The 13,728-nt window shown below is 35.7% G+C and carries 11 protein-coding genes; 5 read left to right on the top strand and 6 right to left on the bottom strand.

The window, feature by feature from the left end:
• The first annotated feature begins 13 nt into the window (after positions 1-13).
• Both BMF77_RS20990 and BMF77_RS28765 read left to right on the top strand, forming a co-directional pair.
• Entirely contained in the window at positions 14-598 is a 585-nt protein-coding gene (locus BMF77_RS20990; protein WP_148765528.1) for a Uma2 family endonuclease, read from the top strand.
• A 27-nt stretch (positions 599-625) separates the two neighbouring features.
• On the top strand, positions 626-760 hold the full coding sequence (locus BMF77_RS28765) for a hypothetical protein (RefSeq protein ID WP_256370320.1): 135 nt from the start codon (positions 626-628) through the stop codon (positions 758-760).
• A gap of 10 nt (positions 761-770) precedes the next feature.
• On the opposite strand, the gene BMF77_RS20995 is transcribed toward BMF77_RS28765, so the two are convergent.
• The gene (locus BMF77_RS20995) at positions 771-2,846 is read right to left on the bottom strand and encodes an SPFH domain-containing protein (RefSeq protein WP_148765530.1); all 2,076 of its coding nucleotides are present in this window, start codon (positions 2,844-2,846) and stop codon (positions 771-773) included.
• 206 nt (positions 2,847-3,052) lie between these two features.
• Here BMF77_RS20995 and BMF77_RS21000 point away from each other — a divergent pair, with 206 nt between their 5' ends.
• The gene (locus tag BMF77_RS21000) at positions 3,053-6,820 is read left to right on the top strand and encodes an Eco57I restriction-modification methylase domain-containing protein (protein WP_148765532.1); all 3,768 of its coding nucleotides are present in this window, start codon (positions 3,053-3,055) and stop codon (positions 6,818-6,820) included.
• 130 nt (positions 6,821-6,950) lie between these two features.
• Here BMF77_RS21000 and atpC read toward each other — a convergent pair whose 3' ends face one another.
• The 3 genes from atpC to BMF77_RS21015 form a co-directional block, all read right to left on the bottom strand.
• Positions 6,951-7,364, bottom strand: a complete 414-nt coding sequence (gene atpC / locus BMF77_RS21005) for an ATP synthase F1 subunit epsilon (protein ID WP_148765534.1) — start codon at positions 7,362-7,364, stop codon at positions 6,951-6,953.
• Between the two features lie 100 nt (positions 7,365-7,464).
• Complete coding sequence (atpD, locus tag BMF77_RS21010; RefSeq protein WP_148765535.1) at positions 7,465-8,913, bottom strand: F0F1 ATP synthase subunit beta; 1,449 nt, start codon at positions 8,911-8,913, stop codon at positions 7,465-7,467.
• Positions 8,914-9,227: 314 nt separating this feature from the next.
• The gene (locus BMF77_RS21015; RefSeq protein WP_148765537.1) at positions 9,228-9,482 is read right to left on the bottom strand and encodes a TIGR03643 family protein; all 255 of its coding nucleotides are present in this window, start codon (positions 9,480-9,482) and stop codon (positions 9,228-9,230) included.
• 553 nt (positions 9,483-10,035) lie between these two features.
• Between BMF77_RS21015 and BMF77_RS21020 the strand changes: the two genes are divergently transcribed.
• Positions 10,036-10,851 carry a SirB1 family protein gene (locus BMF77_RS21020; protein WP_148765549.1) on the top strand — a complete coding sequence of 272 codons (816 nt, stop codon included), beginning with the start codon at positions 10,036-10,038 and terminating at the stop codon, positions 10,849-10,851.
• A gap of 48 nt (positions 10,852-10,899) precedes the next feature.
• A complete protein-coding gene (locus BMF77_RS21025) occupies positions 10,900-11,355 on the top strand; it encodes a DUF29 domain-containing protein (protein ID WP_148765551.1) in 456 nt (151 codons plus the stop codon).
• Between the two features lie 38 nt (positions 11,356-11,393).
• Here BMF77_RS21025 and BMF77_RS21030 read toward each other — a convergent pair whose 3' ends face one another.
• Together BMF77_RS21030 and BMF77_RS21035 are read right to left on the bottom strand one after the other, a co-directional pair.
• Entirely contained in the window at positions 11,394-12,836 is a 1,443-nt protein-coding gene (locus tag BMF77_RS21030; protein WP_148765553.1) for a GTP-binding protein, read from the bottom strand.
• 74 nt (positions 12,837-12,910) lie between these two features.
• Positions 12,911-13,675, bottom strand: a complete 765-nt coding sequence (locus BMF77_RS21035) for an ABC transporter ATP-binding protein (protein WP_148765555.1) — start codon at positions 13,673-13,675, stop codon at positions 12,911-12,913.
• Between the last annotated feature and the right edge of the window lie 53 nt (positions 13,676-13,728).

Consider the following 13,728-nt stretch of genomic DNA (forward strand, 5'->3'; position numbering starts at 1 on the left):
CAAGGAGAATAATATGCAAATACAAACTCGCAAACATATTTACACCCCTGAAGAATATTTAGAATTAGAGGAAAAAGCACCTTATAAAAGTGAATATCGGGATGGAGAAATTATTCCTATGACTGGGGGAACTGGTAATCATAATAAAATTACACTAGCTATTGCGGCGATTTTACTATATGCCATGAGACGCAAAAACAATGAAGTTTTTATGGGAGATATGCGTTTATGGATTCCACAATTTAAAGAATATACTTATCCTGATGTGATTGTAACTGATGGTCAGGCTAGTTATACAGGCAAAAATAATACTACTATTACTAATCCTTTATTAATTATTGAGGTTTTATCTAAGTCTACAAAAAATTATGATCAGGGTGAGAAATTTACTTTTTATCGTTCTATTCCCCAATTTAAAGAATATGTTTTAGTGGAACAAAATCAATATCAGGTGATGCACTATAGCAAAACTAATGAGGGAGAATGGATTTTTCGAGAATATAAATCTGAAAATGATATTGTTAAATTGCAATATCTTGATTTTGAAATTAGTTTAGTTGACATTTATCAAGATGTTAATTTTGACGATAAAGAATAATATCAAGTTCGGATAAAAGATCAAATCATGGAAATCCAAGAAATTAAATCGGCGGTTAGAAACCGCGTCTACACAGGAAAAACCCACGCAGGTGGGTTTCAAACCTTTGATTTTTGTTTAGTCCGCGCCTGCGGACTTTATTTGTGTAGCCGCGACTTCTAGTCGCCAAAGCTTAACTATTTTGATTAGTTGATTCAGGTTTAGGAACTATGGGATTAGGAAGAGGTGGAGGTGTAGGGATTTTCGATTCTGGATGGGTTTTGCTATTAGTTTGATTCCAAAGAATCATAGACAACAAACCATCTGCTAAACCATTATTACTACCATTATTACCACCAACAATGATATCGGGAATAATGCGGACATGATGATCACCGACAATTTCCATCAACTGCATAGCTGTGTAACCTTGTAAACCCACTGCTTGTACACCTGTCCGGTAGGTTTCTGCTTTGGCGTTACCTGTGGCTCGGATACCTTCTGCTCCAGCTATGGCTTTGAGTTTAATAGCTTCAGCTTCACCTGTTGCTTGCTGAATTTGGGCGTTAGCTTGCAACTCGGCAATTGTCACACCTTGTTCCGATTTTACCAAATCTTGCTGAATATCTGCGATCGCTGTTTCCCTGACCAACATTTGCCGTTGGGTTTGTGCCATTTGCTGAACTTCGTAAGTTTTGCGTTGTTCCTCAGCAATTTTCCGGTCTGTCAGCGTGTGCATTAATTCATTCGGTGGGGTAATCAAACCAATCAACGAATCCACTGCTTGCACATCATAAGCACGTAAGGCAGATTTAACGTATTCAGAAGCTTCTACTTGGCGCTCACTTCTGGCAATCAAGAAATCCAGGATAGTATATTCTTGAGCCGAGTTGCGGAAATAATTCCCCACAATGGGACGCAAAACCTGATCAATGACATTTTGCATCGAACCCAAGCGGGAAATCACTTTCGGAGCATCTGACGCACCAATGTGAATAATTTGGAATATCTCCAAATCAAAGCTAAAACCATCAAATGACAGAAGTTTCAGCGCCTTTAGATTTGTATCATACCCATGCTGACCACTAATTCTATCAGTAAAGTTTAAGACAATATTCGTTGTCGGCACTAGTTCAACTTTCATCACTTTAGTGTTGAGCGGGTGCTTCCCAGGATATAAAGGCTCAACCCAAACACCCTTATGTCCTTGATTGACCAAATTTCCGTGAGTGAAAGATGCCCCGCTCACATCTTCCTGTTCTTCACCGACAAAAGAAATCACCACACCTACATAACCGATAGGGATTTCAGTCATCGGTACTTGTTCAATATTTACCAACCAAGGATTCAGATTCCACGAACCCGATAATAACACCTGTTCTTGTAAACCCCGTTGTCCCCCAGCGTCAATAAACTTTTGACCATTCTGAAAATTATTATGTCCAGTAATAGCACGCCCAGCAATTTCACCGGCAGCAATTGGTGAACCATCCAAAGTAGTCACAATCCCAACTTTTTCTGCGGCTATTTCATAGATTTGCAACTGTTCTGGACGCATACCCTCTAGACTGGCATTTCCGGCTGTAATCACTTTAAACAGCGCTGTATTGATGCGGTAACTACCTGCGGTGATAAAAGCAATTTGCCGTCCTTTCTCCCCACCTTTGGTTAAGAATTTCCGAGCATCTTGAAAATTATCACATTCGACAATTTTGCCCAAAATCCGTTCTGGAGGGTTAGAAGCGCCATCTGCGGCGACAATCAGAGCGATTTGACCTTGGGGGACAACAATCACCGATTCTTTTTTAACTGCATATTGCCAAGGCCAATAACCCCAGTGCCAACCAGGGGCGAGGGTGTCCGCTTGTAAGCCCGCTTCACCATTCAAAGCGATTAATCTACCAGGAGGTAGTCCTTTACCGGAAAGGGTGAATTTTTTGACAACAATACCAACTTCCCGTTCACCGATAACTACCAGTCCACCAAAGAAGAAACAACCACCAATAATGATCACAGGAATAATGATTAAAGGTTCAATCCCCATGGCTTGATAGGGGATTTGGCCAGTTACAGACTGAGTAACTGATTGTTGGGTTTGGGTAGAGGGGATTGAGACAGAAGTTAATTCTTTGGCTGTCAGTGTTTTTATGGGAGTGGCATTAACAGCATTAACACCACCGGCTAAGGCTAAGGCTGCAATTGCAGATGTAGCCAAGCTGACAAATTTATTTTGCTTACTTTTATCAAGAGAAAATGGAAAGCTTTTCATATATCTGCCTCTTTGGGCGATTAATCATCTAAGGTATCACTTCATCAGGATGGAATGATTTTTCTGAAACTTAATGTAATTTTTTTACCAGACTTCCGATTTTTTTAAGGTTTAAATTTTGTTAACAAATATTACAATATATTTATTAATTTTAATTCGATGCTACAATGGGATGCCGAATATTAATAATAAAATTATAATTTTTGATGATTAACAATAAAATTAAACCTAGACAAGCATTAAGCAAAGCATTTCTGAGAATTAAACCAATTAGAAATGAGTTTGAGATATTTAAAAGGAATCTGATTACACTACTTAATCAAATTGATGAAAACGAAAGAGAGGAATTTCATAAGAATATTCTGACTGATTTCTTGAAAAATACCTATTACGGTGCTGATTACTTGATCAATATTAAAGCAAGTAATGACTTGGTGATTTATAATGGCAAAGATACTAAAAGCAATGTTGGTGTGATTTTAGAAGCTAAAAAGGTAAATAATAATGAAATGCTCAAGGTTGATAATTTAAATACTAAAGCATTACAACAATTAGTTTTATACTTTTTACGAGAACGGATTACAAATAAAAATCCAGAAATTAAATATTTAATTGCTACTAATATTTATGAATGGTTCATTTTTGATGCAACACTTTTTGAGAATCTGTTTGTTCAGAATAAACAATTAGTCAAGCAATTTACTGATTTTGAAGAAAAACGTCTATCTAATTCTCGCACAGACTTTTTTTATAAAGAAATTGCTCAACCTGCAATAGATAAAATTCAAAATGAACTAATTTTTACACATTTTGATATTAAAGATTATGAACAGTATTTAATTAATCAAAATCCTGAAAATGATCAAAAACTGATTCCTTTATTTAAGCTGTTTTCACCACAACATTTATTAAAGTTACCTACTATTAATGATAGCAATAGTTTAAATAGAAACTTTTATAGTGAATTACTACACATTCTGGGTTTAACGGAAATTAAAGAAGGTAGTAAAAAATTAATTCAGCGTAAATCAATTAATGAAAGGGAACAGGGTTCATTAATTGAAAATACCATCACTCGCTTGCAAGAATTACGCAAGATTGATAGATTGGAAAATTCCGAACAATTTGGAGAAAATACCGAAGAGAAACTTTTTAATGTTAGTTTAGAATTAGCTATTACTTGGATTAATCGCATTCTCTTTTTGAAACTATTAGAATCCCAACTAATTAACTATCGTCAAGGTGATAAATCTTTTGCATTTCTCAATTTAGCAAAAATTCAAGATTTTGGTAATCTCAACCGTTTATTTTTTGGGGTTTTATCTCATAAACCAGATGAAAGAGAAGAACATATAAGAAATCTTGTTACTAATATTCCTTATTTGAATAGTTCTTTATTTGAAGTATCAGAAATTGAACATAAAACCATAGTTATTAGTAATTTAATCAATGATGCAAAACTTTCTATTTTCAATAAAACAGTTCTTAAAGAGAATGGTAATACACGTACAGGTAAATTAAAAGCACTAGAATATATTTTTGCATTTCTTGATGCTTACGATTTTAGCAGTGAAGGTGCAGAAGAAATCCAAGAAGAAAATAAAACTTTAATTAATGCTTCTGTTTTAGGTTTGATTTTTGAGAAAATTAACGGTTATAAAGATGGTTCTTTCTTTACTCCTGGTTTTATTACTATGTATATGTGTCGGGAAACTATTCGCAGAGCAGTTTTACAGAAATTCAAAGAAATTAAAGGTTGGAACTGTGAAAGTATTGACGAATTATATGATAGAATTACAGATAAAAAAGAAGCTAATCAGATTATTAATAGTTTAAGAATTTGTGATCCAGCAGTAGGTTCTGGACATTTTTTAGTTTCAGCTTTAAATGAAATTATTACTATTAAAAGTGATTTGAAAGTTTTACTTGATAGACAGGGAAAAACTTTAAGAGATTATGATATAAAAATTGAAAATGATGAGTTAAATATTACAGATGATGACGGACAATTTTTCACATATAATCCTAACAACTCAGAAAGTAGACGCATACAAGAAACAATTTTTCATGAAAAACAGACAATTATTGAAAATTGTTTATTTGGTGTAGATATAAATCCCAATTCAGTAAAAATTTGTCGGTTACGTTTATGGATTGAGCTTTTAAAGAATGCTTATTATAAAGTCTCACCCCTACCAGGAGAGGGGAATATAGGAGAATTGGAAACTTTACCAAATATTGATATTAATATTAAAATTGGAAATTCTTTAATCAGTCGTTTTCCTTTAAATTGGAATTTACGGACAATTTTGAAAAAAAGTGATTGGAATATTGAAAGTTATAGAAATGCTATAAAAACCTATCTCCACCCTGATAACAAAGATCAAAAACAGGAAATGGAGAGGTTAATTAATGATATTAAGGGTAATATACGTACAGAAATTAGTAGCAATGATCCGAATATAGAAAAGCGAAATCAAAAAATTGCAGAACTTCGTCATTTACGAGATCAAAAGTCATTATTTGCAGAAAGTAAAGCAGAAGCAAAAAATCGTCAAAAAAAGCAAGAAGAGTTAGAACAGCAAATTAATGAACTCAATGCTGAAATTGAAGAGAAAAAAAGTGGTAAATTGTATCAAAATGCTTTTGAATGGCGGTTTGAATTTCCTGAAGTTTTGAATGATGAAGGTGATTTTATCGGTTTTGATGTCGTAATTGGAAATCCTCCTTATATTTCACTATCTAAAATTAAAGAAAAATCTCAAACTGCTTATTTTGAAAATAATTATCAAACTTATACAAAGGGTTCAGATATTTATTGCTTGTTTTACGAAAAAGGAAGTTGTTTGTTAAGAAAAGCAGGATTTTTAACTTACATTACTTCTAATTCTTGGTTAAGAACTATTTATGGTGATTCTCTGAAAAAATATTTAATTGAAAATCTGCAACCCCAGACTTTATTAAATATTGAAGATATGCAAATTTTTGAGGAAGCTACTGTAGAATCAAATATTATCATCTTGAAAAAAGATAAAGTTAATGAATTTTTTGATGTTGCTAGTCTCAATAATAATTATCTTGTCGGTTCTTCATTAGATGAGTATTTCAATAAAAATTGTTTTCAATTTATAATACCTAATACATCAGAATGGATTATAAGTAATGAAGAAAGCGGAAGTTTGAAACAAAAAATAGAGCAATCTTCTAAGCTTTTAAAAGAATTTGATATTAATATTAATAGAGGTTTACTTACTGGACTAAATGCAGCTTTTATTATCAATGAGGAAACTAAAAATCAACTAATTGCTGAAAGCTCTAATTCTGCTGAAATAATTCAGCCGATTTTAAGAGGTAGAGACTTAAAAAAATATAGTTATGAATTTTCTGGATTTTATCTAATTAATACACATAATGGAGTTGCAAAAAATAATATTAAGAGAATTAAAGTTAAAGAAAATTATCCATTTATCTATAATTATCTGCTTTCTTTTCTTCCTCAAATAGAACAACGACAAGATCAAGGTAAAGATTGGACAAATCTTAGAAATTGCGCTTATTTAGAAGATTTTAATAAACCTAAAATTGTTTGGGGTGAAATTTCTGATAAACCTAAATTTGCTTTTGATGATTCTAATTATTATGCTGAAGCTACTACATTTTTAATGACTGGTGAAAAACTTAAATATTTGTTAGCAATTTTAAATTCAAAACTATCAGAATGGTATTTTAACCAGATTTCAACTACTACAGGAATGGGTACAAATAGATGGAAAAAGTATAAAATTGAAATGTTACCTATTAAAGAACCTACGGAAACTGAAGAATTGTTATTAGAAAAAATAGTTAATCAAATTCTCACCGCTAAAAAATCAGATTCAAAAGCAGATACAACCGCATTAGAAACAGAAATAGATCAGTTAGTTTATCAACTTTACGAATTAACAGCAGAAGAGATAAAAATTATAGAAGAATAAACACCACAAATCCCAGCTCCCCGACTTCTTTAAGAAGTAGGGGAGCTAAAAGATAAAGCTATTTAAAATACCAATAAAATAAGGGTAGGCAATTTGCCCACCCTCATTAGTTTTTGATGCAGTATACAATTTATACCGAACCGCCAGCAGCTTGAAAACGAGCGCGAGCGCGTTTAAATGCTTTTGTTGCCTGGATTTGTGCTTGACGATCTTCTGGTTTGACTTGATTTAGGCTAGTCTGTGCTGCATTAAAAGCAGTGCGGGCTTCTTCAAGTTGAATCTTGTCCCCACGTTCAGCACCGTTGACTAAAATTGTGACTTCATTTTCGTCAACCTCAGCAAAACCGCCTAAAAGTGCGATCGCTTGCCAAGGGGCATTTTTAGAAGCACGAACACGCATGACACCTATATCCAAAGCTGTCAACATTGGAGCGTGTCCACTCAAGATACCTAATTGACCAGTAGTGCTAGGTAAAACTACTTCATCAGCTTCAGCATCCCAAACGGTTTTGTCTGGGGCAATTACACGAACGGTCAGAGTCATAATTCTTAATTGGTGATTGGTGATTGGTGATTGGTAATTGGTAATTGGTAATTGGGAGAAATTTCTTACCCATCACCCATTACCCATTACCCATTACCCATTAGCCTTTGAGCTTTTCAGCTTTAGCTTTAGCTTCGGTGATATCGCCTACCAAGTAAAAAGCTTGCTCAGGTAAAGCATCTAATTCACCAGAAAGAATTTGTTGGAATCCCTTAATGGTGTCTTCCAACTTCACATACTTACCAGGAGAACCAGTAAATACTTCAGCTACAAAGAAAGGCTGAGACAAGAACCGCTCAACTTTCCGCGCCCGTGCCACAATCAAACGATCTTCTTCAGACAATTCATCTAAACCCAAAATGGCGATGATGTCTTGGAGTTCTTTGTAACGTTGGAGGGTGGATTGTACAGCCCGTGCAGTGTCGTAGTGTTCGCTACCAACGATGTTGGGTTGCAACATGGTGGAAGTAGAACCCAAAGGATCAACCGCAGGATAGATACCTTTAGAAGCCAAACTACGAGACAATACTGTTGTACCGTCCAAGTGGGCAAAGGTAGTTGCTGGTGCGGGGTCAGTCAAGTCGTCCGCAGGTACATATACAGCTTGAATAGAAGTAATAGAACCTTCGGTGGTGGAGGTAATCCGTTCTTGCAAAGCACCTACGTCAGTACCCAGAGTAGGCTGATATCCTACCGCAGAAGGCATCCGACCCAATAGCGCGGATACTTCAGAACCAGCTTGTACGAACCGGAAGATGTTATCAACAAATAGCAATACGTCTTGCTTGTTGACATCACGGAAGTACTCAGCCATTGTCAAACCAGACAAACCAACCCGCATTCTTGCTCCGGGTGGCTCGTTCATTTGACCATAAACTAGAGCAATTTTGGATTCGTTGAGGTTATCTTTATTGATAACTCCAGATTCCATCATTTCGTTGTAGAGGTCATTTCCTTCCCGTGTGCGTTCACCCACACCCGCAAATACAGACACACCACCGTGTTGGGTAGCGATGTTGTTGATCAATTCCATCATGATCACGGTTTTACCAACACCAGCCCCGCCGAACAGACCGATTTTACCACCGCGTTTGTAGGGAGTGAGCAAGTCAACAACTTTAATCCCAGTTTCAAACACAGAAGGTTTGGTTTCTAAATCTGTGAATTTAGGAGCGTCACGGTGAATAGGTAGATATGCTTCGGCGTTTACGGGACCTTGCTGATCTACAGGTTCGCCTAAAACATTGAAAATCCGTCCCAAGGTGGCTTTACCAACGGGTACTGTAATCGGAGCGCCAGTATCAACTACTTCTAACCCACGAACTAAACCGTCGGTGGTACTCATAGCCACCGCCCGTACTTGGTTGTCGCCTAGAAGTTGCTGTACTTCAACGGTTAAGCTGATGTTTTGTCCAGCTTCATTTGTGCCTGTGATAGTTAAAGCGTTGTAGATTTGGGGTAATTTACCGCCGGGGAACTTAACGTCTACAACCGGACCAATTACTTGGGTAATGTAACCTATGTTTGTTTTTTCTGCGGTGGTGACCATGCTGCGCCTAAATGATTGAAGCTAGTTTTCACAAGTGGGTCGTTTAAGACCCCAGATCAAGCGATATCATCTTTTAGGTTAGCACTTAACGACTCCACCTTCGCCTTAAATTCATTATTAAGACCAGATCCTTGATTTTTTAAAAGCAGTTGGAAATTTCTGGTATCAGATGCAAAAACGCTATCTAGGACTCAATCCTGCTTACAAACGTTTGCAGTTGATGATGAAAGCTTTGTCAGGTAGCTTGTCGTAGCGACAGTTGATATCCTAATATCCAAATTCCCATCATAGATAATTTTCAGTTTTATGTGAATTTATGTTTTCTGATTTTGGGATTTAAATCTACCGGCAATAAATTCTCTCTTTTCTAAATGTTTGGTTTGGCGTTTGGTAACTCTTTCTCTCCACATTCGGAAACTCGATGATTTCATTTCTCTTCTCATGAGAGCAATTACCTGTTTTTCTAAGAGTCCAAATTGTTTTTCTATCACATCAAATGGTGTCCGATCTTCCCAAGCCATTTCGATAATACGATCTATGCTTTCAGCATCTAAGTCAGGTAATTTCATGTTTTGAGAATTTGAATAAAAATGCCATAATTATCAATCTGTTTTAATCATACTATCATAATTCTTTTTTCTGTTGTTTTTTATTGGAGGTAGAACCTCTAAGATAACATTCCCAGTCTGGAGACTGGGAACTAGTACACAACGGCGTAAGTCAATCAACCATTAAAAATTTGACAAAAGCTTGTGTAATCTGCTTTTTTAATTTTTAATTTTTAATTTTTAATTCCGCACTGCGGTACTAGTAGTCTGTCAAATTTATTTTGACGGGTTTTTGGTAGTGCGGGCATACTTCGACAAGCTCAGTACAAGTCTTGCCCGCGTGAGCGAGACGCTCACACTACAGTCCATCATTTTTATCTTGACAAACTACTAGAAAGAACCTCTAAGATAACATTCCCAGTCTAAAGACTGGGAACGAGAAAACGAGAAACGAGGAATTGGGAAAGAGAGAATAGATCCAGACCATGTTCCATAAAACGCCTGAATACTCTAAAATAAGAGCAGGTACAAAAAACTCTGTACTTTCCCTCCAGTCGCTTCATCCTTATTGCTTATGAATTTCTCGTTAGCACGACAGTATTTTTACCAGGAGATTCAACAACCTGACGAGGATATCAATCTCGCAAAGGCAGCTTTATATATTGCCCAGGAAGAATATCCAGATATTGACCCTGAAGAATATTTAAATGCTCTTGATACAATGGCAATGGAGTTAGAGGAACGTTTGCCTTCTTCTCGCTATCCCCTGCGGATTATTCAAAGTATTAATCAATATTTATATGAAGAATTGGGTTTTGATGGTAATAAAATTGATTATTACGACCCGCGCAATAGTTTTTTTAATGATGTCATTGAACGGAAAATGGGAATTCCCATTACTTTGGCATTAGTTTATATAGAGGTGGCAAAACGGATTGATTTTCCCATGGTAGGGGTAGGAATGCCGGGACATTTCCTGATTCGTCCAGATGTTGAAGATATAGGCATTTTTGTTGATGCTTTTAATGGTGGAGAGGTGATGTTTGCCCAAGACTGTCAAGAAAGACTTTCACAAATTTATCAACAAGAGGTAATGCTAAAACCTGAATTTTTAGCAGTTGTGAGTAATCGGCAATTTTTAGCTAGAATGTTGACTAATTTAAAATATATTTATCTTCAGCAGCAGGATTTAGAAAGAAGTTTGGCAATAGTAGAACGAGTTTTAATGTTATTTCCAGAAGCAAGTTTTGAATTAAGAGATAGGGGTTTGTTGTATTATCAACTGGGGCAGTTTTCTCAAGCTATGGAAGATTTACAAATTTATTTAATCAAAGTTCCTGATGCTAAAGATGCCGATGTTATTCGTCAATTACTTGCTAAGTTAAATTAGTTAGTTGTATAATCTTATCAAGAGTCTATCGAGTCAGGAGAAGTTGTTATGCTGACCATTGATACTAATAAAACATTATATGAGCAAGATTTTTATCTGTGGATACAAACTACACTTGCAATCTTGAGAGAAAGAAAATTAGAACAATTAGATATTGAAAATTTAATTGAAGAAATTGATAGTATGGGAAGGAGTGAAAAGAAAGAACTAAAAACTCGTCTAGTTGTCTTAATTGAAGACTTATTAAAACTACAATATTGGACAGAAGAAAAAGATTATAATGCTAGGGTCTGGCGTAATACTGTTGTTGAACAAAGACGACAAATAGCCTATACTCTAGCAGATAGTCCTAGTTTAAAAGGTATTTTAAATGATGTATTTCTAGATTGTTATACAGATGCTAGAAATGATACAATAAATAAATATCAACTTCCTTCAACTTTATTCCCTGAACAGCCATCTTTTTCTTTAATTCAGGTTCTCAATGCAGATTTTATGCCCTAAGTCTAGAGTATAGATGAAGATGGAATGTTACTAAAAATTTAATCAGATTCAGATTTTTTTCTGCGTCTAACTTTAATCAGTAATTCATCTTTAATTCGGTTTAAAATAGAAGTTTCATTTAAAGTTGATAAAATTTGACTAACTACTGCTTTTGGTCCATCTGGTCCCCAGGTTGCACCATTGGCTAAATAGGCTTTGGTAACTTGGCCAATACTGTATGAAGAGACACCAGCTACTCCTGCTTGAGTTATGGCTATAGATAAATAGGGTCCAATTGTCATTCCTGCTGTTGCTGTTGTCGAGACACCAAGGAGGGTTTTTAAACCACTTAAACCCAAATTTGCTAATAGTTCACTAGCACCGATACCACCCATACTCAGGGCGATTTTTTGGAGTAATTTCACAGCACCGGTTTCGGTCATAGGGATACCGTAAAGTTTGGATAAACCTAAGATTAAGGAGATATCTATAATTACGGCACTTAATATATCAACTACTGTAACAGGATTGAGAGCGATCGCTAATGCTTTTGTGATGACTGCTTTCCAAATTAACTGATTAGCATTTTCTTCCCTAATTATTAGTTTACGCTGTACCAACTGCTGATTGACATTATCAGCATAAAGCATCGTATTCAAAGCCACTAAAGCCTTCCCTTCATGGTGGAGAATTTCCAATATTTTCAATTTTAATTCATCAACTTGGGATTTACCTTTTTGCAATTTTACACTCCTAGAACCATCAGGATTTTGTTCGGCAATTTTGACCAATGGTGAAGCTGCGGACATGACTATTTCTGCGGGTGAAAGTAATTCCCGCACTCTATCATCTCGAATTTTTTCGTAAATTGTCATGCGGTCAGTTTCCGGATATTGATCAACTTTATTAAAGACTAAAATTATCGGTTTACCTACTTCTCGCAATTGCGATATAGCTATTTGTTCAATCTTGGTCATGTCTCCAGAAATAACAAAGAGAATTAAATCGGCTTGTTTAGCGATTTGTTCAGCTAAAGCTGCGCGAGTTTCACCGTCTACTTCATCTAATCCAGGAGTATCAATTAATTCGACTTGGGATTGGCCATTGCTGGGTAATGTGGCTTTTAAAGTTCCTAAAGCTTCTTCACTAATACTCCAATTTACTGTTTGTGCATCACGAGTAACACCATGTAAGGGACCAGTAATAAAGACTTCTTGACCAACCAAAGCATTAAGAAGGGAAGATTTACCCCGTCCTACCATCCCAAAAGCTGCAATTTGTACTACCATGCTTTCCAGTTTATCTAGCATGATTTCTAAATCATTAATTTCTGCTTCTAAACCTGATTTTTCCGCAGCAGAAAGATCAAGATTATTCACTAAGTTTTTGAGTGCGGTTTTGGCTTGTTTATAGTTAAGTTCGGCTTGAATATCATCAAAGGTAAAAATGACGTTATCTAGTTCTTCTTCCCAATTGGGGATGGATTCGGGTAAAGTATTCATTAGGATTAGGGAACAGGAAACAGGTAATAGGAAGTAATTACATTTTTAATTTTTAATTCTTAATTTTTAATTCCCTAAGATATGACAACTTGATGTAATTCATTGGGAGTAAGATGAGAATGAACAACTTCACCATCACGAAACCAAACAATCCGCTTAGTTTGACGCGCAACTTCTGATTCATGGGTGACAATAACAACGGTGATACCACTGCTATTAAGTTCATTAAACAGGTCTAATACTTCCTGGGTGGTGTGAGAATCAAGTGCGCCGGTGGGTTCATCTGCGAGGAGAACGACGGGATTGTTGACAATGGCGCGGGCAATTGCTACTCTTTGTTGTTGTCCTCCTGATAATTGGGTAGGTTTGTTATTGAGGCGTTTTTCTAAACCGACTTTGATTAATGCAGATGTCGCGCGATCTTTTCTTTCCCCAGGTTTAACGCCAGCATACACCATTGGTAACATGACATTTTCTAGAGCCGTTAATTGATTTAATAAATGGAATTGTTGAAAGACAAAACCTAGTTTTTTATTACGAATATGCGCCAATTCAGTATCACTCATTTGGGCGACATTCAAATTATCTAAATAATAATTTCCGTCACTGGGACGATCTAAACAACCGATAATATTCATGGCTGTGGATTTACCCGAACCAGAAGGACCCATGATCGAACAGTATTCACCTACTTCTATGACTAAATTTACATTATTCAGTGCTTTAACTTCTATTTCTCCAATTCCATAAACTTTGAAAATATTTTCCAGCCGAATAATTCCTGATGGCGATGCAGATTGGGGAATACTTGTGTCAGTTATCGTAAAAGTATTATCCACGGAAATTTATCCTCATGTCAAAGTATAATTGTAGCGAATGTCCATTAATTTTA

Source organism: Dolichospermum sp. UHCC 0315A, from assembly GCF_008121535.1.
GTDB lineage: Bacteria > Cyanobacteriota > Cyanobacteriia > Cyanobacteriales > Nostocaceae > Dolichospermum > Dolichospermum lemmermannii.

Excerpts from the sequence above, each read along its gene's own strand:
- atpD (WP_148765535.1), bottom strand. The coding sequence starts at position 8,913 with ATGGTCACCACCGCAGAAAAAACAAACATAGGTTACATTACCCAAGTA.
- atpC (WP_148765534.1), bottom strand. The coding sequence starts at position 7,364 with ATGACTCTGACCGTTCGTGTAATTGCCCCAGACAAAACCGTTTGGGAT.
- BMF77_RS20990 (WP_148765528.1), top strand. The coding sequence starts at position 14 with ATGCAAATACAAACTCGCAAACATATTTACACCCCTGAAGAATATTTA.
- BMF77_RS21020 (WP_148765549.1), top strand. The coding sequence starts at position 10,036 with ATGAATTTCTCGTTAGCACGACAGTATTTTTACCAGGAGATTCAACAA.
- BMF77_RS21015 (WP_148765537.1), bottom strand. The coding sequence starts at position 9,482 with ATGAAATTACCTGACTTAGATGCTGAAAGCATAGATCGTATTATCGAA.
- BMF77_RS21030 (WP_148765553.1), bottom strand. The coding sequence starts at position 12,836 with ATGAATACTTTACCCGAATCCATCCCCAATTGGGAAGAAGAACTAGAT.
- BMF77_RS28765 (WP_256370320.1), top strand. The coding sequence starts at position 626 with ATGGAAATCCAAGAAATTAAATCGGCGGTTAGAAACCGCGTCTACACA.
- BMF77_RS21025 (WP_148765551.1), top strand. The coding sequence starts at position 10,900 with ATGCTGACCATTGATACTAATAAAACATTATATGAGCAAGATTTTTAT.
- BMF77_RS20995 (WP_148765530.1), bottom strand. The coding sequence starts at position 2,846 with ATGAAAAGCTTTCCATTTTCTCTTGATAAAAGTAAGCAAAATAAATTT.
- BMF77_RS21000 (WP_148765532.1), top strand. The coding sequence starts at position 3,053 with ATGATTAACAATAAAATTAAACCTAGACAAGCATTAAGCAAAGCATTT.